The following is a 23,840-nucleotide window of genomic DNA, read 5'->3' on the forward strand; positions in this document are numbered from 1 at the left end:
CGCCGAAGGCGGGCACCGGTGTCCGGTGCCCGCCCTCGGCGGTGCTGTGCTCTGAGGTGGTGCGGTCCGGTGCACTCCGTGCCCGGTGCAGCGGGTCAGTACGTGACGCCGTACTCCCAGTGCCAGGCCTCGGGCTTGGAGCCGCCCTGGCGTGCCCACTCGGGGTTCTCCCAGCCGTACGCCGGGGCGTTCGCACGCATCCAGCTGTACTGCGCGCTGCCGAAGCTGCTGATGCCGCCACCCAGGTCGAGCGCCTGGGCCATGCCGTGGTTCGACGTCCCCGGGGCCGCCGCGAGGAAGCCCTTCTGGGCCTTCACGGCGACCTGGGAGGCGTACGAGCGGTACGACGAGGTCACCGTGATGTTCGTGCCGAACGCTGCGACATAGGCCTTGTTGAGCTGCTCGAGCTGGTACGCGGCGTCGCAGCGCACGAGCTCGCCGGGAGCGAAGCTCGGTGCGCACAGGAGGTTCGCCGGGATGGTCCCGTTGGCGTACCCGGCGGTGCTGGCGGCCCAGGCGGCGAGCTGCTGTGCCATGGCCGCACGCTCGGCGGCCTGCTGCTGCTCCAGGGCTGCGCGCTCGGCAGCCTGCTGGGCGGCGATCTCCTCGGCCGTCGGGGGAGCGGGCTCGACCGCGACGGCGACCGCAGTCGCGTCGAGCAGCCCGCGCAGGGCCGTCGTCGCGGCGTCGATCTCGGCGACCGAGGGGACGACCTGGGCGGTCGTCGGCGCGTCTGCGGCCTCCGCAGGGGCCTCGACGGGCGTCTCGGTGGACTCCTCGGCAGCCGGGGTGGCTGCCGTCTCGCCGGCTGCGGCGTCCGCGAGAGCGGCCTCCGACGGGGTCTCGTCGGTGGCCGCCGCGGTGGTGTCGTCGGTCGTGAGGGCCTCGCGACCCTCGGCACCCGCGCGGCTCGCGCGGAACGTGTCGCGACCGTCGAGCGTGTCGTCGGCGCCGGCCGCGTCGAGCGTGGTGCTCGTGGCCGCGTCCACCGACGACGCCTGCTCGGCCTCGGTGGTCGACGCCTGGCCGGCGTCCGTGGTCGTCACGGAGCTCACCAGCTGACGGAGCTGGTCGCGGGTCGTGGTGATCTGCGCGAGCTGGTCGGGCGTGAGGGTCGACGCGCCTTCGCCCGCGAGGAACTCGGCGCGGACGAGCTCGGTGCTCGCGGCGTCGAGCGCGGCCTGCTCCTCAGGGGTGGACGCGCTCGCACCCGCGACGCTCGCGACGGCCGGGGCCGAGGCGCTCGCGGTCGAGGCGGCCTCGGAGGTGCCCGACGACGTGACCAGGCTGGCCGCGCCGGCGGTCGTGCTGATGGCGACCGCTGCGAGGGCGGCGGCGACCGCGAACGGCGAGCGTCGCTTGAACGAGCGGCCGGGCAGAGAGGCGGCGAAGTGCCGCTGGGAGTGCTTGCCCATCAGCGGTCACCTCCCGCGTCGGCGGCCGGTCGGTCGGCGACGTCGAGGAGGTGCGTGGTGAGGTGGTCGGTGTTCCGGGTCGAGCGGCGCGCGAGGGGCGCGGCAGAGCTGAATGATGCAGTTGTCACGATGTTCCGGGGTTCCGTTCGTCGGGCCGAGGCCGGACCGCGTGCGCACTGCGGCTGTCGAGCGGGTGCTCGACGCCGTACCGTGCCGTCGCGGTGACGGGGATCGTTCTGGGCCTCAGCAGCCTGGGGCGCGGCGCGTCCGGATGACGTGGGAGCCGCGGTGCGTCGGCAGATGGGATGCGAGGACGGTCCTCGGTGCCTGCCAACTCGTTCCATCTTCAACTACGTTTGTGACCGGCCTGGCGTCGATGAGCAAGGATCCGCTGGTGATGGTGTGCCGGGGCTGGGCCTATTCGGTGAAGAAGGTACGACCGACGCGTCTCGCGTCGCGAGTCAGCGCCGTTCCCACGAGCATGCCCAGCGCGATCGCGAAGACGGCGACGACCGCGTTGGCGATGTCGGACACCGACCCCGTGTCTCCTGCCACGAGCTCGGACAGCCCCAGGAAGCTCAGCGCACCGGGGACGAGGAGCCAGAACGCCGGGAGGGTCGTGACGATCGCGGGCGGGCCCGTGCGGGTGCGCTCGACGAGCGTCGCGAGCGGCACGATCACGAGCGCCCCGAAGAAGCCGGAGATCTCGGGGGCGACGAAGGACCCGCCCAGCTGTGCCGCGTAGGCCGCGAACAGGACCACGAGCACCCAGGGCAGGCTCCGGCGCGGCGTCGAGGAGAAGAGCATCTGCCCGAGGCCCACCATGACGATCCCCACCCACGGGGCCCACCAGCCCAGCCGCTCACCGCTGTGCCCGGCGATCAGGTCCCCCGCGACCGCCGCACCCGCGACGACGCCGAAGACCAGCAGGAGGAGCTGCGCGATCCCGTACAGGAGCCTGCTCGCTCCCGAGACGATCTGGTTGCTGGTCAGCTCGATCGCGGCGACCGTGAGCACGGAGCCGGGCAGAAAGCTGATGAGCGGCGGGACGAGGACCTGCAGGGGGCTGTCCCCGAGCCACGGCTGGATCACCTGGATCGCGACGACCGTCACGAGGAACGCCGCGACGACGGGCAGGGCCGTGCTGAGCGTGGGCCAGCGGGCAGCGAGCCAGCGCAGGATCCCGACGCCGAGCCCCAGCACCAGGAAGACGGGCAGCAGGTCGAGGGTCGGGTTGAGGATGAGCCCGAACCCCAGCGTCAGGATCGCGTGCCCGACGATCGTGAGCACGGCGCCGAAGCGCGGAGGTCGTCGCCGGATCGCGCGCAGCTCGGCGCGGGCGTCGGCGAGCTCGATCGTCTGGGCGCGCAGCCTGCGGATCACGCCGTAGAGGGCGCCGATCTGGTCGAGGTTCAGGCCGCTCCCCGCGGCGTCGGTGAAGTCGGTGACGACTCCCGAGGCGGTCTGCGCCCGGATGAACACGCACGTCGGCAGCACCAGGGTCTGCACGGTGTGCGCGCCGTGCAGGTCGGCGACCTGCTCCAGGACGTCCTGCGCGTCGTTGACCGACTGCCCTGAGTCGAGCATGGCCCGCCCGAGCTCGCGCAGGAGCGGGACGAGGTCGGGCGAGATCTCGGGGACGTCCGACTGCTCCTCGGGCGGGCTCTGGTTGCCGAGCGCCTGGAGCACCCGCCGGAAGGTCGCCGGCGCCCGTCGGAGACCGGCGAGCAGGGGTGGCCTCCGGTGCGGAGCCGGGGGCTTCGCGGAGCCGGGCTCCGCGGGAGGACCTGGAGCGGGGCTCGGAACTGCGGTCGGTGCGCTCTCCTCCGTCCCGGGCGGCGGGGGCTCGACCGACGACCCGTCGTCCGCCTCCACGGGTGGAGACGTCCCGGTGGTCAGGTCGCCACCTCGCGTCCGGCATCAGGGCCCGACGACGCCATCACGAGGTGCAGGAGCGCCTCGCCGTAGGCGTCGGCCGGGTCGTGCCCGCGGAACGCGACCTTGCGCCCGGCGAGCTCGATCTCGACGAGGTAGGCGGGGGCGTCGTCGTCCTCGACGAAACGCTGGAGCCAGCGGAAGGTCCCGCCGAGCAGCGAGCGGAGCTGGGACTCGAGAGGGTGCCACAGGGCGTCCTCGAGGGCCACGGAGTCGAGCGCCCACTCGGTGGTGCCGTTGAACCCGAGGACGACCCCGGTGTCGAACTCGTGGGGCTCGATCGTCATGTCGCTCACGGTGAAGACGTCGCCCTCGGGCCCGACCCCGAGGAGCCGGAAGCGGTCTCCCGAGGCAGGGTGCCAGCGGACCCCCGCCTCGCGGAGGGCCAGCGCCAGGTCCCAGGAGATCATCTGGCCAGTATGGGCGTGGCCGCGCGGACCGGCGCGTCGAGAGCGACGCACGTACCCGCGAGAGCGACCTACCGCAGGCCGGTCGCACGCTCGCGCGGGACAGTAGGGGGAGAACCTCCGCACCCGGTGGGGGTCGGCTCGGGGAGGCAGGCATGTCCGGGACGTTCGCGACCGTCGACGACTACATCGGCTCGTTCCCGCCCGAGACCCAGGAGGTCCTGCAGGAGATGCGCCGGACGATCCATCGGGTCGTGCCCGACGCGGGCGAGAAGATCAGCTACCAGATCCCCGCCGTGACGGCGCAGGGGCGCGTCATCGTGTACTTCGCGGGGTGGAAGCACCACGTGAGCCTGTACCCCGTGCCCGACGGCGACGAGGACTTCGAGCGTCTGGTCGCCCCGTACCGGGCGTCCAAGGGGACGCTCAAGTTCCTGCTCAAGGAACCCGTGCCGTACGGCGTGATCGAGACGGTCTCGCGGCGCCTGCTCGACCAGCACGGCGCCTCGGCCTAGCCGGGACCGGGGAGCCGGTCCGGGGCACCCACCGGGTGAGCGCGCGTCCATCTGTCGGGACCGGCCGTCCCAGGACGGCCCGAGTTCACACCTCGGAAACTCGGGAGCCGTGTACTCGCCCTCATGACCGTTCCTTCCGCGGGCACGGCCGGGCGATCCCCGGACCGACCCGTCACCGTCTCCATCCACCGCCGCATCCACCCCGACCTCGTCCCGGACGCGACCCGCTGGGTCCAGGCCGGCGTCAACATGGCCAACACCTATCCCGGGTTCCTCGGGTCCGGCTGGGTGCGCGCGGCGAAGGACTCGCACGACTGGCACATGCTCTACCGCTTCGCCGACGAGTCGACGCTCGACGCCTGGGACTCCTCGCCCGAGCGCGTCGCGTGGCTCCAGGAAGGACAGGGGCTCGTCGAGGAGCAGCGCGTCGAGCGCCGGACGGGCATCGAGGGCTGGTTCGACGCCCCTGCCCGCGTCGACGAGCCGCAGATCAGCGCCGAGCGTGCGCCGGCCCGGTGGAAGCAGTCGGTGAGCATCTGGCTCGGGTTCTTCCCCGTGAACCTCGCCTTCACGCTCCTCATGTCCTGGGCCGTCCCGAGCTTCGGCGAGCTGCCCGTGCTCCCCAGGGTGCTCGTGACGACGCTCGTGCTGACCCCGATCATGACGTACGCCGTGCTGCCGTGGGTGACCCGCCGTCTGGCACCGTGGCTGGCGCGCTGAGCCGCGTCCGCGGGCCCTGGGCCTGCGCGCGCACAGCGCCTGTCCAGGCGCCGCGCAGCCCGCGCGCCTAGCGTGGACGGATGGACGAGGAGATCGAGAACGCGACGGACGTCGCCCTGACCCTGGCCGCCGTCGCGGGAGCGCTCGTGGCGGCGTTCGTGCTGGGCACGATCATCTCCGCGGTGGTGAACCGGATCGGGAGGCGCAGCCAGCTCGCCCGCGACATCTCGCGGCGGCTGCGCCGGCCGGACCGGGCGGTCCTCATGGTCGTGGCCGTGTGGATCGCGGTGCGGGTCACGACGCCCCCGACCGTCGAGTGGCGGGCCGCGGTCGAGCACCTGCTCCTGGTCCTGCTCATCGCGGCCGGCGCGTGGTGGGTGGGCGCGCTCGCGTTCGTGCTCGAGGACAGCGCGCTCAAGCGGTTCCGGGTCGACGTGGTCGACAACCGGCACGCGCGCCGCATCCGCACCCAGATCATCGTGGTGCGGAGGCTGACAGTCGCGGTCATCGTCATCTGCGCGATCGCCGCGGTGCTCCTGACCTTCCCGGCGGCCCGTGCCGCCGGGGCGAGCATCCTGGCGTCGGCCGGCGTCATCTCGATCGTCGCGGGCCTCGCGGCGCAGACCTCGCTCGCGAACGTGTTCGCGGGCATGCAGATCGCGTTCACGGACGGGATCCGGGTCGACGACGTCGTGGTCCTCGAGGGTGAGTGGGGCCGGATCGAGGAGATCACCATGACGTACGTCGTGGTGCACCTGTGGGACGACCGGCGCCTCATCATGCCGTGCACCTACTTCACCACGACCCCGTTCCAGAACTGGACGCGTCGGGCCGCGGACCTGCTCGGCACGGTCGAGCTCGACCTCGACTTCCGGGTCCCGTTCGGCGCCATGCGGGCCGAGCTCAAGCGGCTCCTCGCGCACACCGACCTGTGGGACCAGCGCGTCGGCATCCTCCAGGTGACCGACGCGATCAACGGCGTGGTGCGGGTCCGAGCGCTCGTGAGCGCGCGCGACGCCCCGACGCTGTTCGACCTGCGGTGCTTCGTGCGGGAAGGGCTCGTCGAGTGGCTCCAGCGGTCGAGCGCCGACTCGCTGCCCCGCACGCGCTTCGAGGGGGTCGAGGAGGGGCGCATCAGCGAGGACCCGGACGTCGCGCCCGGGGGCGCGGCCGCGCAGCCGGGGATCCCCAGCCCGGAGAAGCCCGAGCCTGCGGTACACCTGCCTCCCGCGATCCCCGTGGGGCCGGGCATCCCTGGGCAGCCCCCGCTCTCCACCCGGCCCGCGACGCGGCGCGTGTCGGTGCACGACCAGACTCGGGTGATCGGGACGGTCGGCGCACCGCAGGACGTCGTCGAGACGCGCGTCATGTCTCCCGTCGAGGCGGCGCTCGCGGCCGCGCCGGGGGGTGCGGCCGACGCGGGCCCGGAGGACCAGCCCGGGGGCGCGTCCGAGTCGGCGTTCTTCAGCGGGACGGCTGAGGGGGTCGAGCGTTCCAAGGCGTTCGCGGGACCTGGGCAGGACGTGATCGACGAGCGCGAGGAGACGGCCGAGAGACACCGGATCGAGGACGAGGGGGACACCGAGGGGTCCGACACGCAGGAGGACGGCACGGGGAGCGGGGGCGACCCGGCGAACGCCGTCGGGCCTGGCGAGGCAGGCCGCGACAGAGGCCTCGACCGGACGCGCGACCACGGCCGCGACCTGGGCCGCGGCGAGTCGCACGACGAAGGCGGCCACGACGGCGACGCCTGAGGCAGGACCGGGGCGTGACGCACGCGACCCCGACCCGCCGCGACGCGGTGAGCATCGCTGACTAGGGTCTCGACGTGAGCATGTGGACCTGGCCCGCGTACGTGGGAGTGATCGGCGGCCTCGTCGTCTTCCTGTTGATCCTGCTGCCCGTCGTGGTGTGGCAGTACCGCCGGTACGGGCGGCTGAGCTGGTTGCGCCTGCTCGGGTCGGCCGCGGTCGCGGTCTACGGGGTCGCGCTCGTCGCGTACACGCTCCTGCCGCTGCCGTCGGGCGACCTGGCGCAGTGGTGCGCGCAGCACGGGTTCTCGGGTCCCCAGCTCAACCCCTTCCAGTTCGTCGACGACATCCGCAGGGACACCGCGGGCATGAGCACCGCGGCCCGCCTGCGCAGCCCGGCCGTGCTGCAGACGGTGTTCAACGTCGTCCTGTTCATCCCGTGGGGCGTGCTGGTGCGCCGGTTCTTCGGGTGGCGGCTGCCGCTCACGGTGCTCTCGGCGTTCGCCGCGTCGCTGTTCATCGAGACCACGCAGGGCACGGGCATCTACGGCCTCATCCCGTGCTCCTACCGGCTGGCCGACGTCGACGACCTCCTGACCAACACGCTCGGAGGGCTGGTCGGTGCGCTGATCGCCCCGGTCGTCCTGCGCTGGATGCCTCGGTCGACCGACCTCGCGGCGCAGCGTGGGGTCCCGCGTCCGGTCACGGTGTGGCGGCGCTGGCTGGGCATGCTGCTCGACGCGGTGCTGGTCTCGGTCGTCGGGACCGTGCTGGTGCTGTCCTACCGGATCGTGCTCGTGGCGACGGGCCAGGAGATCCCGCTGGGGTCGGACGGGATCGACGTCGTGCTCGGCACCGTGGTGCCCGTGGTGCTGGTCCTGTTCGTGCCCCCGTTCCTGGGCAGTGGGGCCTCGTGGGGGCAGAGGGCCATGTGGCTCGAGCCGCGCTGGACGGCCGACGCCGCGGCGGGGGCGGTCGGACCCGACGGGCTGGGCCGTGGGACCACGGTCCGCCGTGCGGTGCGCGGCTTCGCGTCGGGCGGGCTGTGGGGAGCGTGCCTGGTCCTGGCGGAGGTCCCGGGCGGTGGTCTCGTGCCCGACGTCGCAGCGCCCCTGGGAGGTCTCGTCGCCTTCGTGGCGGTCGTCTCGGTCCTGTTCACCCGCGACCGGCGGGGGCTGTCGGGCGTCGTGTCGGGGGCCAGGATGGTCGACGCGCGGAGCTGACGGCTCGCCCCCGAGCCAGAACGCGCCCAACGCGCCCAACGCGCCCACCGCGCCCGCCGAGAAGTGAGTAGATGCCCCCAGATCGGGTGATCCAGGGGCATCTACTCACTTCTCGGCGCTGGTTCGCTGGTTTGCTGGTGCGCGGCTCGTGCGGAGTCGCGCTCAGCGCTCTGAGAGGTGCCCTCCGTCGTTGAAGCGGACGACCGCGTGCTCACCTTTCGGTCGTGCTTGCAGCTCGGTGATGCTCGCGTTGTCGACAGGTAGCAGCATCCAGGCGGCGGGAGGAGCCGACAGGGCTCGACACACGAACCAGCCGACGACGAACACGTGGGTCACCAGGACGAGCGTGCTAGCGCTACCGCCCACGGCGCCGGTGCCGATGTCAGCAACGTGACCGCCACCAGTGAGGTCATCGGCAGCGCCATCAGCGTCTCCGTCCGCGGCGTCCGGTGCGGTGATCCGGGACCACGCGGCGCTCAGCGCGACACCGTCCTCGTCGCGCTCCTCCGCAGGGACTTCGCGAAGTCGTTCCCACCGGTGGGGCGGGTAGTCGTCCCAGCGCCTGGCGGAAGGGACTGGCGTGCGATCTTCGAGGAGATGGGTGGTCCGCACCGAGCAGCCGATCCGTTGCGCGACGAGCTCCGCCGTCTGGCGTGCTCGCAGCCTGGGACTGTTCAGGATGGCGACGACGTCCTCGCCGGCAAGCTGCTCGGCCAGCGCCTCGGCCTGCCGGAGTCCGAGCTCGCCCAACCCGGGGTCGGACTCGTCGTGTCCGTCGGCCCGGGCGTGGCGTACGAGCAGAATCCTGTCCACGGGGGGAGTCTCGCAGACGCGGGCCCGCCCGTGAGCGCCGAGAAGTGAGTAGATGCCCCTGAATCCGGCGATCCAGGGGCATCTACTCACTTCTCGGCAGGAGCCCGGAGTGCGGAGCCCGGCTGCTGAGCGGCAGCTCGTCAGCGTCCCGCGAGCCACCCGCGCAGCCGGTCGGGGCGGTCGGTGATGACCGCGTCGACGCCGATCTCGAGGGCCAGCGCCCACTGCTCGGGCTCGTTCAGGGTCCAGACCATGACCTCGAGCCCGGCGTCGTGCAGCTCGGCGACGAGCCCGGGCTGCGCGAGCAGCACCGTCCCCGCAGGGTTGCAGGTCATGACCCCCAGCTCTGCGCAGACCGCGAGGAGGTCCTCGGAGGTCTCCGCGACGAGCAGCCCGCGGCGCAGCTCCGGGGCGACCTTCTGCAGCGAGGCGACGGTCGAGGGCCAGAAGCTCTGCCCGATCACGCGGTCGGCGAGCCCGGCGCGCAGGACGGGCTCGGTGACCTTGCGGACGTCGTCGGGCCCCCAGTCGCCCTTGACCTCCAGGAGGAGGTCGATGCCCGGGTGCGTCACGAGGAAGTCCACGACCTCCGCGAAGGTCGGGACCCGCTGCCCCGCGTACGCAGGGGCGAACCACGAGCCCGCGTCGACCGCCCGGACGTCCGCGAGCGGCAGCGCGTCGAGGCGCCCGCTGCCGTCGGTCGTGGCGTCGAGGGTGTCGTCGTGGATCACGACGACCTCTCCGTCCGCGGTGAGCTGGACGTCGAGCTCGATGCTGTCGGCTCCCGCACGCCACGCGGCCTCGAACGCCGCGAGCGTGTTCTGCGGGGCGACCGACGAGTTGCCCCGGTGTGCGACGACCTGGAACGGGCCCGTCACAGGTAGGGCTCCACGTTCTCCTGGTAGGCCTTCTCGAGGCGCGGCGTGATCGACGCGAACGCCTCGGCCGCGGGCGTGCCCTTGAGCACGATCTGCTCGATCCCGTCCGTGAGGATCTGGTCGCCCGAGGGTACGAAGACCCGGACCCAGTCCTGCGAGCGCGACTTCTCGGCGAGCTGGTCGACGGCCGTGCGGAACTGCGGCGTGGCCGCGTAGATGCTGCTCATGGTCTCTCCCTCGACCGCGGACGTGCGCACCGGCATGTACCCGGTGTTCTGGGAGAAGTATGCGGTGTTCTCCGGGTCGGTGAGGAAGGCCAGGAACATCGCGGCGGCGAGCTGCTGCTCGGGCGAGCGCGAGGCCGGGATGGCGAGGCCGGTGCCTCCCGTGGGGGTCCCGGAGCCGCTGGGGCCGTCGGGCAGGTAAGCAGTGCCGAGCTCGAACGGCGCGGCCTCGAGCAGGCCCGTGAGGCTGCCCGTGGACCCGATCGTCGACGCGAAGATGCCTGCGGCGAAGTCCGCCCCGGCGTCGGTGCCGACGCCCGCGACCTTGGACCCGTGGAACAGGTCGTGCAGGAAGTCGCCCGCGGCCAGGGCCTGCGGGGTGTCGAGCGCGACCGTGAACTTGTCGCTGTACTGGCCGCCCTGGCCCCACAGCATGTTCTCGAACCACCACGCGGCCCAGGACGTGCCGGTCGCGAGGCCCAGGGGGGCGCCGTCGCCGGGGACCTGCCCGCGCAGTGCGGGGGCCCACTCGGCGAGCTCGGCCCAGGTCTCGGGGCCGCGGTCGGGCAGGCCGGCGGCGGCCCACATGGCCTTGTTGTAGTAGAAGAGCGGCGTGGAGCGCGCGTACGGCACGGCCCAGTGCGAGGACTCGTACTCGTAGTCGCCGTACAGCGTCGGGTTGTAGTCGGCGACGTCGACGTCGAGGTGCGCGAACACGTCGTCGAGCGGCATGACCTGGCCGTTGAGGTAGTAGCGGAACCACCAGACGTCGCTCGCGATGACGAGGTCGGGCAGGTTGTTCGACGACGACGCGGCCTGGAAGCGCTGCGCGACCTCGTCGTACCCGGCTCCTGCGGTCACGAGCTTGACCGCGATGTCGGGGTGCTTGGCGTTGAACCGGCGGATGAGCTCCTCCTCGATCGCCTTGGAGGCGCCGGGGTGGTTGCTCCACCAGGTGATCTGCGAGGCGGGCTTGATCTTGGACCAGTCGGTGCCCGCTGAGGCGGACGGGGCGGACGAGCCGCCACCGACGGTCGGTCCTGCGCACGCGGCGAGGGAGAGAGCGAGGGCTCCGAGGCCGCCGAGGCGCAGCACGTCGCGACGCGACGGGGTCCACAGGGCGGGCAGGGGCTGGTTCACGGTGATGCTCCTTGGGGTGGGGAACAGCGACCCGGCAGGTGCCGGGGGGACGGGTGGACCGGCGTGTCAGCCGGTCACGGCTCCGGCGGTGAGCCCGGCGACGAGCCGGCGCTGGAGGAAGAGGAAGACGACGAGGATCGGGAGCGTCACGAGCACGGTCGCGGCCATGAGGACGCCCCAGTTGTTCATGCCGTCGACGCTCTGCAGGAGCGTGAGGCCCACGGGGAGCGTCATTTTCTCGGCGTCGTCGGTCACGAGGAACGGCCACAGGTAGTCGTTCCACTCCGCGACCACGGACACGAGCGCGACGGCCGCGATCGTGGGGTAGGACAGCGGCACGACGAACCGCCACAGCTTGCGCCAGTGGCCTGCGCCGTCGAGCTCGGCGGCCTCGAGGATCGAGATCGGCAGCGACAGGAAGTGCTGACGGAACAGGAAGGTCCCGAACGCGCTCGCCAGGCCCGGCACGAGGATGCCCTGGTAGGTGTTGAGCCACCCGAGCTGGGCGACGAGCGTGTAGTTGGGGATGATCGTGATCTGCTGCGGGATGAGCAGCGTGAACAGGACGAGGACGAACACGGCCCGCTTGAACGGGAAGTCCAGGAACACGAGCGCGTAGGCGCAGCACAGGCCCAGCAGGAGCTTGAGCGTCGAGCCCACGACCGTCAGGCCCACGCTGTTGAGGAACAGCTGCCCGACGGGGATGCTCTGCGTCGTCTGGACGTAGTTGGCGAGGTCGAGGTTCTGCGGGAGCCACTGGAGCGGGATCGAGTACAGCTCGTCGGGGCGCTTGAAGCTCGCGAGCACCATCCACACGAGCGGCAGGGCCATGACGACGGTCGCGACCAGGAGGGTCGCGTACGCGCCCAGGTGCAGGGGCCGACGACGGCGCGTGCGCTGCGTCGGTCGGCCGCCGGTCGGGCGGTGCCCGGCACCGCTGGGGGCCGGTGGTGCGTCCACGGGTGATCCGGGGTGCTGTGCGCTGGACGCGCCCGAGGCTGCGGTCGGGGTCTGGGGCGCTGCGGGGACCGGGGACTCTCGCACCGGGTTCTGGACGCTCATGCGTAGTGCACCTTCTTCTCGACGAAGCGCAGCTGGACGACCGTGACGACCAGCAGCAGGAGGAAGAGGATCGTGGCGACGGCCGACGCGTAGCCGGCTCGGCCGGTCACGAAGCCCTCCTCGTAGATCTGGTACATGAGGGTCGTGGTCGAGCCGAGCGGCCCGCCCTTCGTCATGGCCTGGATGATGTCGAACGACTGCAGCGAGCTGAGCAGCGTCGTGACCGTGAGGAAGAAGGTCGTGGGCGCCAGGAGGGGCAGCACGATCGAGCGGAACGTACGGGGCGAGGACGCGCCGTCGAGGGCCGCAGCCTGCTTGAGCTCGAGCGGGACGGCCTGGAGACCGGCCAGGTAGATGAGGGCGACGTACCCGACGTTCTTCCACAGGTAGACGACGATGATCATGATCAGGGCCCACGGCGAGGTCGTGTACCAGTCGGGGGACTGCAGGCCGATCGCCCGGAGCCCGGCCGAGAGCAGGCCGTAGCGCGGGTCGAAGATGAACAGCCACAGCATGCCGACCGCGACGCCGGACAGGACGTACGGCGCGAACGCCACGGTCCGGGCGAACCCGCGACCCTTGAGGCGGCGGTTCAGCAGGAGGGCGAGCCCCAGGCCGAGGACGAGCGAGCCGCCCACGGTCGCGACCGTGAAGATGCCCGTCGTGGCCATGACGTCGGCCGTCGTCGGGTCCTGGAACCACTCGACGTAGTTGCCGAGGCCGACCGAGCGGGCCGTCGGGGAGCCCATGTTCCACTGCAGGGTCGAGTAGTAGAAGCTCTGCAGGAGCGGGCGGTACACGAACACGAGCAGCAGGGCCACGTTGGGCCCGGCGAGCAGCAAGAACGCGAGCCAGGTACGGACGGCCCGTGGGGTCGGGCGGGAGGGGCGGCGCCGTCCAGGGATCGTCGGCCGGCGGTCCGGTGGTGCGGGGCGTGCGGGGGCTGACACGGAGGTCATGGGGTGGGGCTCCAGTCACGAGCGGGTGAACGCCCGTCACCCTAGGAGGGCGAAGTGTCCGAGAAGTGGCCTCAGCGGCTCCGTTCCCCGAACGTTCCCGAGGCGTTCACCGGCACCTCGACGAGGCGTCATCGGGAACCCGTGGTGGCTACCTGCGAGCTGCTCGGGGCGAGGCCCGCGCGGGGTGGCTCGCGGCTCGCGGCTGCGGCGAGGCTCGCGCGTGGCTGGACCGGGAACTCTTGTCGGGGAGTGTCCGCTGGGCAGGAGCAGGTCCCGCTCGGCGAACGCGGATCCCGCTCAGCCGAACCTGTTCCGCAGCGGTACCCGTTCCGCAGCCGACCTGCTCCTGACCTGTACGGCGTCGACAAGCCCCACGCCACCACCTCTCGGCCGGAGGGTGCGCCGAGCGTGGCTGTGGTCGCCCGTCACCACCTAGCATGGGCGGTCCGGCCCCGGTCCGGCCCCGGTCCGGCAGGACGAGCAGGGCCGGCAGGGCCGGCATAGCTGGCAGTTCCAGCAGGGGCAGCAGGGCGCACGGCCCGACGACGAGGTGAGCGATGACGCACGAACCACAGGACCTGCGGAACATCAGCATGACCCTCGGCACGGGGTTCACGGTCGCGCTGTTCGTCCGTGACCGCCTCGCGCTCCCCGTGGCGAGCGACATCCCGGCGCTCGCACCCGGCGTCGAGGCCCGGGCTGTGCCCGACGACGAGGCCGCGGCGCTCGCGGCCGAGTGGCGCGCGTGGTGGGAGCGGCTGGCCGAGGCGTCCACGGGCCGTGTCGTCCGACCGGCCTCGGAGCGGCTGGCCACGGTGTTCGACGCCGTCGTGGACGAGGCGCGGGCGTTGGAGGCCGGGAACGTGCGACCGAACCTCTTCCTCTCGGAGGACGACCTCCCCCCTGGCTTCGTTCCGTCACCGGTCGGCGACCCGGGCGTCCCTGTGGTCTACGACGTCGAGCTCGTGCCGGTGGACGGAGCGTGGCACCGGGACATCGGTCCGCACCGGCTGCTCGTCAGCACCCGGACGTGGGAAGACCCGGCGGCGATGGAGGCGATCCTGAGGTCCCGGATCGAGCGGCTGCAGGGCCAGGGTCCTCGATCCCCCCGCGCGGCACCACACACCTGGCACCTGACGGTCGACGGGCAGGTGTTCACGGTCAGCGACCGGCCCCACGACCCCGGGAGCTACGACTTCCGCTGGGAGAACGGGCCGATCGAGGGCTACGGGTTCTCTCTCGGCACCTCGACCCGGGAACCGTTGAGCGAGGACGTCCTGCGCCGGGAGATCCAGGGTTTCGTCGAGGGCTACGAGCTCTGAGCGGACGCCACGGGGCCGGAGCAGATGATCACCAGCCGCGCCGCTCGGACGTCCGAGACCTCCCCGTCGCCTCCACGGCGCACCTTGACCTCAACCCTGGTTGAGGACGTACCGTCGAAGCGTGCGGCTGCCGACCCCGGCCCGGTCCGCGCTCTCCCTCCTCGATCGGAAGGCGTTCTTTCCTGTGAGCAGCTCCCGTCCTTTGCGCGTCGCTATCGTCGGCGCTGGTCCTGCTGGTATCTATGCGGCGGACATTCTGTCGAAGACGGATGTCGAGGTGAGTATCGATCTGTTCGAGCGGTTGCCTGCGCCTTTTGGTCTGGTGCGGTATGGGGTGGCTCCGGATCATCCGCGGATCAAGGCGATCATCGTGGCGTTGCACAAGGTGTTGGCGCGTGGTGATGTGCGGTTGTTGGCGAACGTGGATTATGGGGTGGATCTGAAGCTGGACGATCTGCGGCAGTTCTATGACGCGGTGATCTTCTCGACGGGTTCGATCCGGGATGCGGCGTTGGCGATCGAGGGGATCGATCTGCCGGGGTCCTTCGGTGCTGCCGATTTCGTGTCGTGGTACGACGGGCACCCGGACGTGCCGCGGGAGTGGCCGTTGGAGGCGCGGGAGGTCGCGGTGCTGGGGGCGGGGAACGTGGCGTTGGACGTGGCGCGGATCTTGGCCAAGCACGCGGATGATCTGTTGCCCACGGAGATCCCGGACAACGTGTATGCGGGGTTGAAGGCGTCGCCGGTGACGGATGTGCACGTGTTCGCGCGGCGTGGTCCGGCGCAGGCGAAGTTCTCGCCGTTGGAGCTGCGTGAGCTGGGTCATGTGCCGGACGTGGACGTGATCGTGTATCCGGAGGACTTCGAGTTCGACGAGGGGTCGATGGCGGCGATCAATTCGTCGAACCAGACGAAGCAGGTCGTCAAGACGTTGACGGACTGGACGTTGAAGGATCCGTCGCAGTTCACGGCTTCGCGGCGGTTGCACCTGCATTTCTTGAAGGCTCCGGTCGCGGTGCTGGGGCAGGAGAAGGTCGAGGGGTTGCGTACCGAGCGCACGGTCTTGAACGGGGACGGGACGGTCAGCGGGACGGGGGAGTTCCAGGACTGGCCGGTGCAGGCGGTGTATCGGGCGGTGGGGTATTTCGGGTCGCCGTTGCCCGAGGTGCCGTTCGACGAGCTCAAGGGTGTCATTCCCAACCGTGAGGGTCGGGTGATCGACATCGATGGTGAGCAGGTCCCGGGGGTCTATGCCACGGGGTGGATCAAGCGTGGGCCGGTCGGGTTGATCGGGCACACCAAGTCCGACGCCTCCGAGACCGTCCGCCACCTCGTCGAAGACCTTGCCGACTCGCGCACGGCCACCCAGCCGGACCCCGACGCGATCATCGAGTTCCTGATCGAGCGCGGCGTGCACCTGGTCCAGTGGTCCGACTGGGAGGTCCTGGACGCCTACGAGCGCGCGCAGGGCGAACCGCACGGTCGTGAGCGCGTCAAGGTCGTGCCCCGTGAGGACATGATCCGCATCGCACGCCGCGAGGACGACGCCACGGCCTGAGGCGGGCTCAGCCCCGGCGCCCCGCGAGGGCGAGGAGCCTCGTGAGCTCGGGCGCGTCGTCGGGCACGGGGAGCGGACCCGCGAACAGGCGGCTCGCCGCGAACATGCCCTTGCGGCGCTGGGCGTAGCCCAGCACGAACGACACGAGCTGCGGGCCCAGGTCTGCGTCGACCCCCAGGCCCTGGGCCAGGTCCCACGCGTGGACCGTGAGGTCGAACGTCATCTGGTGCGCGTACTCGGTCGCCGGGGCGTCGCCGTACGACAGGTGCACCACGCGGTCCAGGGCGCCGGGAGCCAGGAACGCCTCGCGCGACTGCGTCGAGGCGTCGATCCACGCGTCGATCGGGTCGTCGCCCAGGACGTCGCCGTCGAACACCGACCCCACGTCGGCGACGGTCCGGCCCGCGAGCAGCTCGGGGGCCCAGAGCTGCTCCGAGACCAGGTGGTTGACGAGGTCACGGACGGTCCAGTCGTCGTCGGGCGTGGGCAGGTCCCACTGGTCGTCCTGGACCCGCCGGACCAGGTGGTCGAACGCCCCGATCGCGTCGCCGTGCGCCGCCAGGAGGTGCTCGTGCGAGGCCACCGCGGTGCTCACGGGTTGCTCAGGATCGCGAGGACGTTGCGTGCCGGGTCCTTGAACCAGGCGATCGCCGGGCCCTCCGGACCGCGCGCGATGCCCTTGGCATCCTGGTCGAACCCCACGTAGCGCTCGAACTCCACGCCCTTGGCGACGAGCTCGTCGACTGCGGCGTCGACGTCGTCGACCCCGAAGTTGAGGACCGTGAACGACGCCGCGACGTGGTTCGTCTTGGGGTAGACGAACACGTGGCCGCCCGACCCCAGGCGCAGGTCCAGGCCCATGGGGGTCTGGTCGACCTCGATGCCCACGACGTCCGCGTAGAACGTCCGTGCGGCGTCCAGGTCGTTCACCGAGAAGCTGCTGAATGCGTTCGTCGTCGAGACCATCGGGTGCTCCTTGTCCAGGTCGTGCGCAGTGGGGGAGGCGCCGTGGGCGCCGCTTTCCACGATGGCACGGAACGAGGTCGCTGACGAGGGGAGCGTCGGTACCGGAGCGCGGTCCGGTCCGCCCGCTTGCCCCGCACCCCGCTCTCGCGCGAAGGTACCCGGATGCCCCACGACCAGCTGATCCGCCATGTCCTGTTCCCGGGGCGCCACCACCTCGTGACCCGCTTCCAGGTGGACTACCTGCGCGCGCTGCGGGCCGGCCTCGTCAGCGACCTCGACGGCGAGCGCGTCCGATGCTCGCCCGACGCCGTGGTCGTGTGGGCCGTGACGTCCGCGAACCACGCGGGCACGCGCCGCAACCCGGTCCCGGGGCACCGCCGCGAGGCGCTCATCGAGCACGTGACCGCGGTCGAGCACCTGCCGAGCCTCGTGGTGCCCGTACCGGACGTGGCCCCGCACGCGCGCTTCGCCCACCTCGTGACGACCACGGTCCGGACCGCGACGGGGCACACCGTGACGCTCGACCCGCGTGAGACGGTCGTGGCCTGCTCGACCCCCGAGGTCATCGCGGCGTACCAGGACCTCGGCTACCGGGTCGTGGGCGTCGAGCTCGACGCGACCGACGCGCACGGAGACGTGCCCGCCCGCCCGTGGGACGCCGTCGGGCGCCTCGCTGCGGGCGACCCGACGTGGACCGACGTCGCCCACCCGGCCGTGCCGGGCTTCTTCCGGCGCTACGGGCTCGAGGCGCAGATCGTCCAGGTCTTCGCCGACCCCGTCGTCTCGGGCGACGGCGACCTGACCGCGACCCGCGACTACCGGACGTACGCCGCGGCGTTCGAGGACGCCTCGCGCCGCAAGTGGGAGCAGGTACGCCCGTACGTGCTCCCCGGCCGGATCGTCGACATCGGGTGCGCGACGGGAGGTCTCCTGGGGCTGGTCGCGGCCGAGCCCCGGCTGCACGAGTCGGACCTGTTCGGCGTCGACGTCGCGCGCCACCTCGTGGCCGAGGCCGAGCACAAGAAGACGCAGGGCGTGTTCGCGAACCCGAACGTGTGGTTCGTGCAGGCCAACATCCTGCGCGGCGAGGTCATGCCCGAGCGCAGCGTCGACACGACCGTCACGATCGCGCTCACGCACGAGATCAGTTCGTACGGCGACGGTGTGCCCGACGTCGAGCGGTTCGCTCGCCGCGTGCTCGTCCACACGCGTCCGGGCGGGGTGTGGATCAACAGCGACGTGTGCGGTCCCGCGGACGGTGACCGCCCCGTGCACCTCACGCTCCGCGACGAGGACGGCACGCGGCCGGGCGTCGTGACGGACCTCGACGAGTGGGCACGGCCCGACGTCGCCGCGCACGTCCGCGGGCTGTCGACGGCTTCCCGGCTGCGCCAGTTCGCGCACGACTTCCCTCGGTTGTCGGGTGCGTCGTTCACGGTCGAGGAGGTCCTGCCCGGGACGTTCCGCCTCACGCTGCGCGACGCGATGGAGTTCCTCACGACCAAGGACTACGCCGACAACTGGCTGTCTGAGTGCCACGAGCGTTTCTGCGACCTGGACGGCGACGCGTGGACCGGGCTGCTGACGGGCGCGGGCTTCGAGCTGGGGCCTGAGAGCGGGGCGTGGCGCAACGAGTGGCTCGTCGAGCACTCGTTCGCACCGGTGGCGACGCTGACCGACGCCGTGACGGGCGAGCACGTCGAGTGGCCCGACACTCACGTGCTGACGGTCGCGCGCCGACCGGTGCTCGGGGCGTAGAGGAGGTCGGCCCGCCGGTCCCGCGCCCTGGGCGCGTCGTCGGTCTCCCGTCTCAGCCCCGGCGCAGGTGCAGCAGGGTGAACTGACGGCCCTCGCCGTCGAGCGGCGAGCGGCCGACCACCTCGAAGCCCTGACGCCGGTAGAACGCGAGCGCCCCCGGGTTCTGCTCCTTGACGTCGACGGTCACGGCGGGATGCCGGGCGACCACGTGCCCCATGAGCACCGACCCGATGCCCTGGCCGTGCCGCGCAGCGTCCACGAACAGCATCTCGACCTGGTCGCCGTCGAGCGCGACGAAGCCGACCGGCTCGTCGTCGACCGTCGCGACCAGCACCTCGAGAGCCGGCAGGTAGTCGTCCAGGATCGGCGCGACGTAGCCGTCGACGTCTGCGGGCGTGAGGAAGTCGTGGGTCGCCTCGACCGCGGAGCGCCAGATCCGGACGAGCGCCGGGAACTCGTCCGGACCGGTCGCGGGGCGGACGTCGACGGACGGCGGGTGGGCAGGCACGCCCCGATCCTAGGACGGTCACTGCTCTCCGCCGAGCCCGGCTGGGGAGCCGGGCCGGGAGTGCGAGGGCGCGACGTGGCGTCGACGGGCCGCAGCGAGGACTACGATCCGTGCGTGGCAATGACGCGCACCGGGGCCCTGGGGGCCCGCACCTGGACGTCCCTCGTCCTCCTCGGCTTCGTCGGGCAGCTCGCCTGGACCGTCGAGAACATGTACCTCAACGTGTTCGTCTACGACACCATCACGGACGACCCGAACGTCATCGCGACCATGGTCGCGGTGAGCGCTGTCGCCGCGACGCTCGCGACGCTCCTGGTCGGTGCGCTCTCCGACAGGGTCGGGCGCCGCCGCGTGTTCATCGCGGCCGGGTACGTCCTGTGGGGGGTCACGACGGCCGCGTTCGGGTTCCTGAGCCCCGAGGCCGTCTCGGGGCTGGTCCCCGCGGCGAGCGCCGTGGTCGTGGCCGCGGTCGCGGTCGTCGTGCTCGACGCCGTCATGTCGTTGTTCGGCTCGGGAGCCAACGACGCCGCGTTCCAGGCCTGGGTGACCGACTCGACCGAGCCGGCGAACCGGGGCCGGGTCGAGTCGGTGCTCGCGGTCATGCCGCTGCTGTCGATGCTCGTGGTGTTCGGGGCCTTCGACGGCATGACACGGGCCGGGCAGTGGCGCGAGTTCTTCGTCCTCGTGGGAGCGATCATCGTGGTCGTCGGGATCGTGTCGTGGTTCCTCGTCCGGGACCGCGAGCTCACGGTCCGTCAGGAGGACGGGTACCTGCGCTCGGTGGTGCACGGGTTGCGGCCCTCGGCGGTGCGCGAGAACCCGGGCCTGTACCTCGCGCTGTCGGCGTGGATGATCTGGGGCATCTCGACGCAGGTGTTCCTGCCCTACCTGATCATCTACCTCCAGCGGTACCTGCGGATCGACGGCTACGCGATCGTCCTGGCCGTGGTGCTGCTCGGCGCCTCGGTCGTGAGCGTGATCGGTGGCCGGATCGTCGACCGGGTCGGCAAGGTCCGCTTCCTCCTGCCTGCGGTCGCGGTCTACGGGACGGGGCTGGTCCTCATGGCGTTCGCACGAGGCATGGTGCCCGCGATCCTCGCCGGGCTCGTCATGATGTCGGGGTTCATGCTGGTCCTCACCCCGGTCGGCGCGCTGGTCCGGGACTACTCGCCGCCCGACCGGGCGGGGCACGTCCAGGGGCTGCGCATGGTCTTCGCGATCCTCGTCCCCATGCTCGTGGGACCGTTCATCGGTGCGGCGGTGATCCGTGGGGCCGCCGAGACCTACGAGGAGCTGGGTGTCGTCAAGCAGGTCCCGAGCCCCCTGATCTTCGTCGCGGCCGCCGTCGTGCTACTCCTGATCCTCGTCCCCGTCACTCTTCTCCGTCGCAAGGAAACCGCTGCATGAGCACCCTCCGGCCCACCCGTTGGGCCGCCTCCCTCGACCGCCACGCCCCCCTGCCCGAGCACCCCCGTCCTCAGCTCGTGCGCGACAGCTACCTCAACCTCAACGGGCTGTGGGACTACGCGTTCACGGGCCAGGCGGCGGGCCCGGAGGGGTCGCTGGGCGGGTCCGCGCCCGCGGTGTTCGACGGTGAGATCGTCGTGCCGTTCTCGCCCGAGTCGGTGCTGTCGGGCGTCGGACGCCAGCTCCAGCCGTACGAGGCGCTCTGGTACCGGCGCGAGGTGTCGCTCCCCGCGGGCTTCGTCCCGCGCGGCGGGCGGGTCCTGCTGCACTTCGGGGCGGTCGACCAGTCGTGCCGCGTCCTGGTCGACGGCGTCGAGGTGGGCCGCCACACGGGCGGGTTCCTGCCGTTCGTGTGCGACGTCACCGACGCGTTCGCCGGTTCCTCCGACGAGCCGCACGAGCTGCTCGTCGAGGTCACCGACGTGAGCGACATGGGCTACCACTCGCGCGGCAAGCAGAAGCTCGACCGCGGCGGCATCTGGTACACCGCGCAGTCGGGCATCTGGCAGACGGTGTGGGTCGAGGCCGTCCCGGCGCTGCACGTCGGCCGGCTCGTGCTCGTCCCGGACCTCCCGGGCGGTTATCTCGAGGTGACCGTGCACGCGGGCGAGGTGCCCGCGGGGGCGAGCGGCGCCGTCGGGCAGGACGCGCCCACGGCGCGCATCCAGGTGCACGACGGCGGAGCGCTCGTCGCGCAGGTCGACGCACCTGCGGGGACGGTCGCCCGCGTGCCGGTCCCGGACGCCCACCTGTGGACCCCCGAGGACCCGCACCTGTACGACGTGACCGTGACCCTCGGCGACGACGAGGTGCGCGGCTACGCCGGCATGCGGTCGTTCGGCGTGGGCCGGGACGAGCGGGGCGTGCCGCGCCTGCTGCTCAACGGCGAGCCCTACTTCCACGCGGGCGTCCTGGACCAGGGGTACTGGTCCGACGGGCTGCTCACGGCACCGACCGACGAGGCCATGGTCCACGACATCACGACCATGAAGGACCTCGGGTTCACGATGCTGCGCAAGCACATCAAGATCGAACCGCTGCGCTGGTACCACCACTGCGACCGGCTCGGGATCCTCGTGTGGCAGGACATGGTCAACGGCGGCGAGCGGTACCGATCGACGGTCATCACGGCGCCGGTGGCCGTGCCTCTCCGGATCAGCGACCGGTTCCACGGACTGTTCGGACGTGCCGACGTCGCGGGGCGCGCGGAGTTCCTTCGCGAGGTCGACGCGACCGTCGAGCACCTGCGCAGCATCGTGAGCATCGCGGTCTGGGTGCCGTTCAACGAGGGGTGGGGACAGTTCGACGCCGCTCGCGTCGCGGCCCGTGTCAAGGCGCTCGACCCGACGCGGACGGTCGACCACGCGAGCGGCTGGCACGACCAGCGCGCGGGCGACCTCCGGAGCCTCCACGTCTACTTCAAGCCGTTCCGGGTCCCGCGACGGCGGGACCGGCGGGTGCTCGTGCTCTCGGAGTACGGGGGCTACAACCTACGGGTCGAGGGCCGCGACTTCAGCGAGAAGGACTTCGGCTACAAGAAGCTTGACGACGCCGCCGCGCTCGGGGAGGCGTTCGTAGCGCTGCACCGCGACCAGATCGTGCCCGCGATCCCGCGCGGGCTCTCCGCGACGGTCTACACCCAGCTCTCGGACGTCGAGGACGAGCTCAACGGCCTGCTGACGTACGACCGCGAGGTCGCGAAGCTCCCGGCGGACCTGGTGCGGTCGGTCAACGCGGGGCTGCGGCTCGGGTGACCCGACGGCTCGGTGCCTGCCTGCTGCTCGACGTGATGCCGGTCCGTCCGGTGCTTCGTACGCTGAGGGGATGCTGCTGACCCGGCAGACGCTCAGCGGGCTCGAGGACGGCACGGTCACTCTCGCGTTCCGCCGCTGGCTCGCGCCGCGCGTGCGCGCGGGCGGCCGGATGAGGGCGCGGATCGGGGTCGTGGAGGTCACCTCGATCGACCGGGTCCCGGACGTGGACGGGGTGCCCGTCCTGCCCGACGACGACGCCCGCGCCGCCGGGTTCCGCTCGGCCGAGGCGGCGCTCGCCTGGGTGGCCGCGAAGGGCGAGGGGGACCTGTACAGGATCGGGCTGCGGCGCGTGGGGGAGGACCCGCGCATCGCGTTGCGCCAGGAGGCCGACCTGTCGGCCGAGGAGGTCGAGGGGCTGCGCACACGGCTCGCGCGCATGGACCGCGTGGCGCCAGAGCCGTGGACCCGGTCCTACCTGGACCTGATCGTCGCGCGGCCCGAGGTCGTGGCGCGCGAGCTCGCGACCTCGATCGGGGTCGAGCGCGACTACTTCAAGGTCCGGGTGCGGCGCCTCAAGGAGCTCGGGCTCACTGAGAGCCTGCCCGTGGGGTACCGCATCTCTCCGCGGGGGCGGGCGTACCTCGACGCGACGTGACGGTGCGCCCTGAAGCTCTCGTCCCTGCGGGGCGCGTCCACCGGGTGGTCGCACCAGGCCGGGATGAGTACCTGAGCGCCCGCCGGGCTCCACCGGCACGGAGATACACTTCCGCGGACAGCAGGGTACTCCGCGACGAAATGAGCAGTCCGTGAAGATCGTCATCGTCAGTGGATCGAGGGGCACGGGGGCCCGCCTGGCTTCGCTCGCACAGGGAGAAGGACACGAGGTCACAGTCCTGTCGCGGAGCGGCGGCACCGTCACCCCGGGGGTCGAGACCCTGAAGGGGGACGCCGGCGATCCAGAAGTGGCAGCCCGAGCGGTCGCTGGGGCGGACGCCGTCGTGGTGACCGTGGGTGGCGCCAAGGGGACCTCTCGTCAACGGTCTGCGGTCACGCGGGTCGTCGTGGCGGCGATGCAGGAAGCGGGAGTGCGTCGGCTCGTCGTGCAGTCCTCCTTGGGGGCAGGTGGCTCGGCAGCGCAGATGCCCGCACTCGTCCGGGTCCTGACGCGGGTCGTCCTTGCCTCGGCGCTGGCCGACCACGACGAGCAGGAGTCGGCCGTCGTGACGTCGGACCTCGACTGGACGATCGTCAGACCGGCCGGCCTGACGAACGGCCCGACGACCGGTGGCTGGACGGCGCGGGAGCTGACCAAGGGCGCCAAGGGATTCGGGTCGATCCCCCGCGGCGACCTCGCCGCCTGCCTGCTCCGCGTCCTGGAGGACGACTCGACCGTCGGCAGGGCGTTCGGGGTCAGCAACAGCTGAACCCTGGACCCAGGGACGTGCGTCGCCGGGGGCTCCAGCGT

At 71.8% G+C, this 23,840-nt stretch carries 23 protein-coding genes; 11 read left to right on the plus strand and 12 right to left on the minus strand.

Annotation, left to right across the window (positions count from 1 at the left end; genetic code table 11):
- Positions 1-95 precede the first annotated feature (95 nt).
- From ACFWGN_RS15935 to ACFWGN_RS15950, 4 genes are all read right to left on the minus strand, one after another.
- On the minus strand, positions 96-1,415 hold the full coding sequence (locus tag ACFWGN_RS15935; protein WP_377618109.1) for a M15 family metallopeptidase: 1,320 nt from the start codon (positions 1,413-1,415) through the stop codon (positions 96-98).
- A complete protein-coding gene (locus ACFWGN_RS15940; RefSeq protein ID WP_377618110.1) occupies positions 1,415-1,543 on the minus strand; it encodes a hypothetical protein in 129 nt (42 codons plus the stop codon). Before ACFWGN_RS15940 ends, ACFWGN_RS15935 begins: the two co-directional genes overlap by 1 nt.
- Positions 1,544-1,832: 289 nt before the next feature.
- The gene (locus tag ACFWGN_RS15945; protein ID WP_191805675.1) at positions 1,833-3,104 is read right to left on the minus strand and encodes a threonine/serine exporter ThrE family protein; all 1,272 of its coding nucleotides are present in this window, start codon (positions 3,102-3,104) and stop codon (positions 1,833-1,835) included.
- A gap of 206 nt (positions 3,105-3,310) precedes the next feature.
- Positions 3,311-3,760 (minus strand): hypothetical protein, encoded by a 450-nt coding sequence (locus ACFWGN_RS15950; protein WP_191805676.1) that lies wholly within the window; start codon positions 3,758-3,760, stop codon positions 3,311-3,313.
- A gap of 152 nt (positions 3,761-3,912) precedes the next feature.
- Here ACFWGN_RS15950 and ACFWGN_RS15955 point away from each other — a divergent pair, with 152 nt between their 5' ends.
- From ACFWGN_RS15955 to ACFWGN_RS15970, 4 genes are all read left to right on the plus strand, one after another.
- Positions 3,913-4,272 carry an iron chaperone gene (locus ACFWGN_RS15955; protein ID WP_377618112.1) on the plus strand — a complete coding sequence of 120 codons (360 nt, stop codon included), beginning with the start codon at positions 3,913-3,915 and terminating at the stop codon, positions 4,270-4,272.
- Between the two features lie 123 nt (positions 4,273-4,395).
- Positions 4,396-4,992, plus strand: coding sequence for an antibiotic biosynthesis monooxygenase (locus ACFWGN_RS15960; RefSeq protein WP_377618113.1), 597 nt, complete (start codon positions 4,396-4,398; stop codon positions 4,990-4,992).
- A gap of 80 nt (positions 4,993-5,072) precedes the next feature.
- Positions 5,073-6,746, plus strand: coding sequence for a mechanosensitive ion channel family protein (locus ACFWGN_RS15965; RefSeq protein ID WP_377618115.1), 1,674 nt, complete (start codon positions 5,073-5,075; stop codon positions 6,744-6,746).
- An 80-nt stretch (positions 6,747-6,826) separates the two neighbouring features.
- The gene (locus ACFWGN_RS15970; RefSeq protein ID WP_377618166.1) at positions 6,827-7,966 is read left to right on the plus strand and encodes a VanZ family protein; all 1,140 of its coding nucleotides are present in this window, start codon (positions 6,827-6,829) and stop codon (positions 7,964-7,966) included.
- Between the two features lie 162 nt (positions 7,967-8,128).
- Here the strand turns inward: ACFWGN_RS15970 and ACFWGN_RS15975 are convergent, their stop codons facing one another.
- The 5 genes from ACFWGN_RS15975 to ACFWGN_RS15995 all read right to left on the minus strand — a co-directional run bounded on the left by ACFWGN_RS15975 (position 8,129) and on the right by ACFWGN_RS15995 (position 13,042).
- Positions 8,129-8,779 carry a histidine phosphatase family protein gene (locus ACFWGN_RS15975; protein WP_377618116.1) on the minus strand — a complete coding sequence of 217 codons (651 nt, stop codon included), beginning with the start codon at positions 8,777-8,779 and terminating at the stop codon, positions 8,129-8,131.
- Positions 8,780-8,919: 140 nt separating this feature from the next.
- A complete protein-coding gene (locus ACFWGN_RS15980) occupies positions 8,920-9,657 on the minus strand; it encodes a glycerophosphodiester phosphodiesterase (RefSeq protein ID WP_377618118.1) in 738 nt (245 codons plus the stop codon).
- Positions 9,654-11,021: an ABC transporter substrate-binding protein gene (locus ACFWGN_RS15985; protein WP_377618119.1), complete on the minus strand. Its 1,368-nt coding sequence runs from the start codon at positions 11,019-11,021 to the stop codon at positions 9,654-9,656. The genes ACFWGN_RS15980 and ACFWGN_RS15985 overlap by 4 nt, the downstream gene beginning before the upstream one ends.
- Positions 11,022-11,087: 66 nt before the next feature.
- Complete coding sequence (locus ACFWGN_RS15990; protein WP_191805682.1) at positions 11,088-12,083, minus strand: carbohydrate ABC transporter permease; 996 nt, start codon at positions 12,081-12,083, stop codon at positions 11,088-11,090.
- Complete coding sequence (locus ACFWGN_RS15995) at positions 12,080-13,042, minus strand: carbohydrate ABC transporter permease (RefSeq protein WP_377618121.1); 963 nt, start codon at positions 13,040-13,042, stop codon at positions 12,080-12,082. Before ACFWGN_RS15995 ends, ACFWGN_RS15990 begins: the two co-directional genes overlap by 4 nt.
- A gap of 557 nt (positions 13,043-13,599) precedes the next feature.
- Here ACFWGN_RS15995 and ACFWGN_RS16000 point away from each other — a divergent pair.
- Both ACFWGN_RS16000 and ACFWGN_RS16005 read left to right on the plus strand, forming a co-directional pair.
- Positions 13,600-14,364 (plus strand): hypothetical protein, encoded by a 765-nt coding sequence (locus ACFWGN_RS16000; RefSeq protein ID WP_377618123.1) that lies wholly within the window; start codon positions 13,600-13,602, stop codon positions 14,362-14,364.
- 184 nt (positions 14,365-14,548) lie between these two features.
- Positions 14,549-15,922 (plus strand): FAD-dependent oxidoreductase, encoded by a 1,374-nt coding sequence (locus tag ACFWGN_RS16005; RefSeq protein ID WP_377618168.1) that lies wholly within the window; start codon positions 14,549-14,551, stop codon positions 15,920-15,922.
- Between the two features lie 7 nt (positions 15,923-15,929).
- Here the strand turns inward: ACFWGN_RS16005 and ACFWGN_RS16010 are convergent, their stop codons facing one another.
- Both ACFWGN_RS16010 and ACFWGN_RS16015 read right to left on the minus strand, forming a co-directional pair.
- A complete protein-coding gene (locus ACFWGN_RS16010; protein WP_377618125.1) occupies positions 15,930-16,517 on the minus strand; it encodes a TIGR03086 family metal-binding protein in 588 nt (195 codons plus the stop codon).
- Positions 16,514-16,888 (minus strand): VOC family protein, encoded by a 375-nt coding sequence (locus ACFWGN_RS16015; RefSeq protein ID WP_377618127.1) that lies wholly within the window; start codon positions 16,886-16,888, stop codon positions 16,514-16,516. The genes ACFWGN_RS16010 and ACFWGN_RS16015 overlap by 4 nt, the downstream gene beginning before the upstream one ends.
- Before the next feature lie 162 nt (positions 16,889-17,050).
- On the opposite strand from ACFWGN_RS16015, the gene ACFWGN_RS16020 reads away from it, so the two are divergent.
- The gene (locus ACFWGN_RS16020; RefSeq protein WP_377618128.1) at positions 17,051-18,646 is read left to right on the plus strand and encodes a methyltransferase domain-containing protein; all 1,596 of its coding nucleotides are present in this window, start codon (positions 17,051-17,053) and stop codon (positions 18,644-18,646) included.
- Positions 18,647-18,698: 52 nt separating this feature from the next.
- On the opposite strand, the gene ACFWGN_RS16025 is transcribed toward ACFWGN_RS16020, so the two are convergent.
- A complete protein-coding gene (locus ACFWGN_RS16025) occupies positions 18,699-19,154 on the minus strand; it encodes a GNAT family N-acetyltransferase (RefSeq protein WP_377618129.1) in 456 nt (151 codons plus the stop codon).
- A gap of 120 nt (positions 19,155-19,274) precedes the next feature.
- Between ACFWGN_RS16025 and ACFWGN_RS16030 the strand changes: the two genes are divergently transcribed.
- The 4 genes from ACFWGN_RS16030 to ACFWGN_RS16045 all read left to right on the plus strand — a co-directional run bounded on the left by ACFWGN_RS16030 (position 19,275) and on the right by ACFWGN_RS16045 (position 23,799).
- Entirely contained in the window at positions 19,275-20,561 is a 1,287-nt protein-coding gene (locus ACFWGN_RS16030) for an MFS transporter (RefSeq protein WP_377618170.1), read from the plus strand.
- Positions 20,558-22,375 carry a glycoside hydrolase family 2 protein gene (locus ACFWGN_RS16035; RefSeq protein WP_377618131.1) on the plus strand — a complete coding sequence of 606 codons (1,818 nt, stop codon included), beginning with the start codon at positions 20,558-20,560 and terminating at the stop codon, positions 22,373-22,375. The genes ACFWGN_RS16030 and ACFWGN_RS16035 overlap by 4 nt, the downstream gene beginning before the upstream one ends.
- 70 nt (positions 22,376-22,445) lie before the next feature.
- A complete protein-coding gene (locus ACFWGN_RS16040) occupies positions 22,446-23,030 on the plus strand; it encodes an ASCH domain-containing protein (RefSeq protein WP_377618132.1) in 585 nt (194 codons plus the stop codon).
- A gap of 151 nt (positions 23,031-23,181) precedes the next feature.
- Entirely contained in the window at positions 23,182-23,799 is a 618-nt protein-coding gene (locus tag ACFWGN_RS16045; RefSeq protein WP_377618134.1) for an NAD(P)-dependent oxidoreductase, read from the plus strand.
- Positions 23,800-23,840: the final 41 nt, after the last annotated feature.

The organism is Oerskovia sp. NPDC060338, assembly GCF_042726295.1.
GTDB lineage: Bacteria > Actinomycetota > Actinomycetes > Actinomycetales > Cellulomonadaceae > Oerskovia > Oerskovia merdavium.

Bases quoted from the DNA above. Each gene is read 5' to 3' on its own strand.
- ACFWGN_RS16015 (WP_377618127.1), bottom strand. From the start codon at position 16,888: ATGGTCTCGACGACGAACGCATTCAGCAGCTTCTCGGTGAACGACCTG.
- ACFWGN_RS16000 (WP_377618123.1), top strand. From the start codon at position 13,600: ATGACGCACGAACCACAGGACCTGCGGAACATCAGCATGACCCTCGGC.
- ACFWGN_RS15995 (WP_377618121.1), bottom strand. From the start codon at position 13,042: ATGACCTCCGTGTCAGCCCCCGCACGCCCCGCACCACCGGACCGCCGG.
- ACFWGN_RS15955 (WP_377618112.1), top strand. From the start codon at position 3,913: ATGTCCGGGACGTTCGCGACCGTCGACGACTACATCGGCTCGTTCCCG.
- ACFWGN_RS16030 (WP_377618170.1), top strand. From the start codon at position 19,275: ATGACGCGCACCGGGGCCCTGGGGGCCCGCACCTGGACGTCCCTCGTC.
- ACFWGN_RS16040 (WP_377618132.1), top strand. From the start codon at position 22,446: ATGCTGCTGACCCGGCAGACGCTCAGCGGGCTCGAGGACGGCACGGTC.
- ACFWGN_RS15970 (WP_377618166.1), top strand. From the start codon at position 6,827: ATGTGGACCTGGCCCGCGTACGTGGGAGTGATCGGCGGCCTCGTCGTC.
- ACFWGN_RS15950 (WP_191805676.1), bottom strand. From the start codon at position 3,760: ATGATCTCCTGGGACCTGGCGCTGGCCCTCCGCGAGGCGGGGGTCCGC.
- ACFWGN_RS16020 (WP_377618128.1), top strand. From the start codon at position 17,051: ATGCCCCACGACCAGCTGATCCGCCATGTCCTGTTCCCGGGGCGCCAC.
- ACFWGN_RS16035 (WP_377618131.1), top strand. From the start codon at position 20,558: ATGAGCACCCTCCGGCCCACCCGTTGGGCCGCCTCCCTCGACCGCCAC.
- ACFWGN_RS15960 (WP_377618113.1), top strand. From the start codon at position 4,396: ATGACCGTTCCTTCCGCGGGCACGGCCGGGCGATCCCCGGACCGACCC.
- ACFWGN_RS15990 (WP_191805682.1), bottom strand. From the start codon at position 12,083: ATGAGCGTCCAGAACCCGGTGCGAGAGTCCCCGGTCCCCGCAGCGCCC.
- ACFWGN_RS15965 (WP_377618115.1), top strand. From the start codon at position 5,073: ATGGACGAGGAGATCGAGAACGCGACGGACGTCGCCCTGACCCTGGCC.
- ACFWGN_RS15935 (WP_377618109.1), bottom strand. From the start codon at position 1,415: ATGGGCAAGCACTCCCAGCGGCACTTCGCCGCCTCTCTGCCCGGCCGC.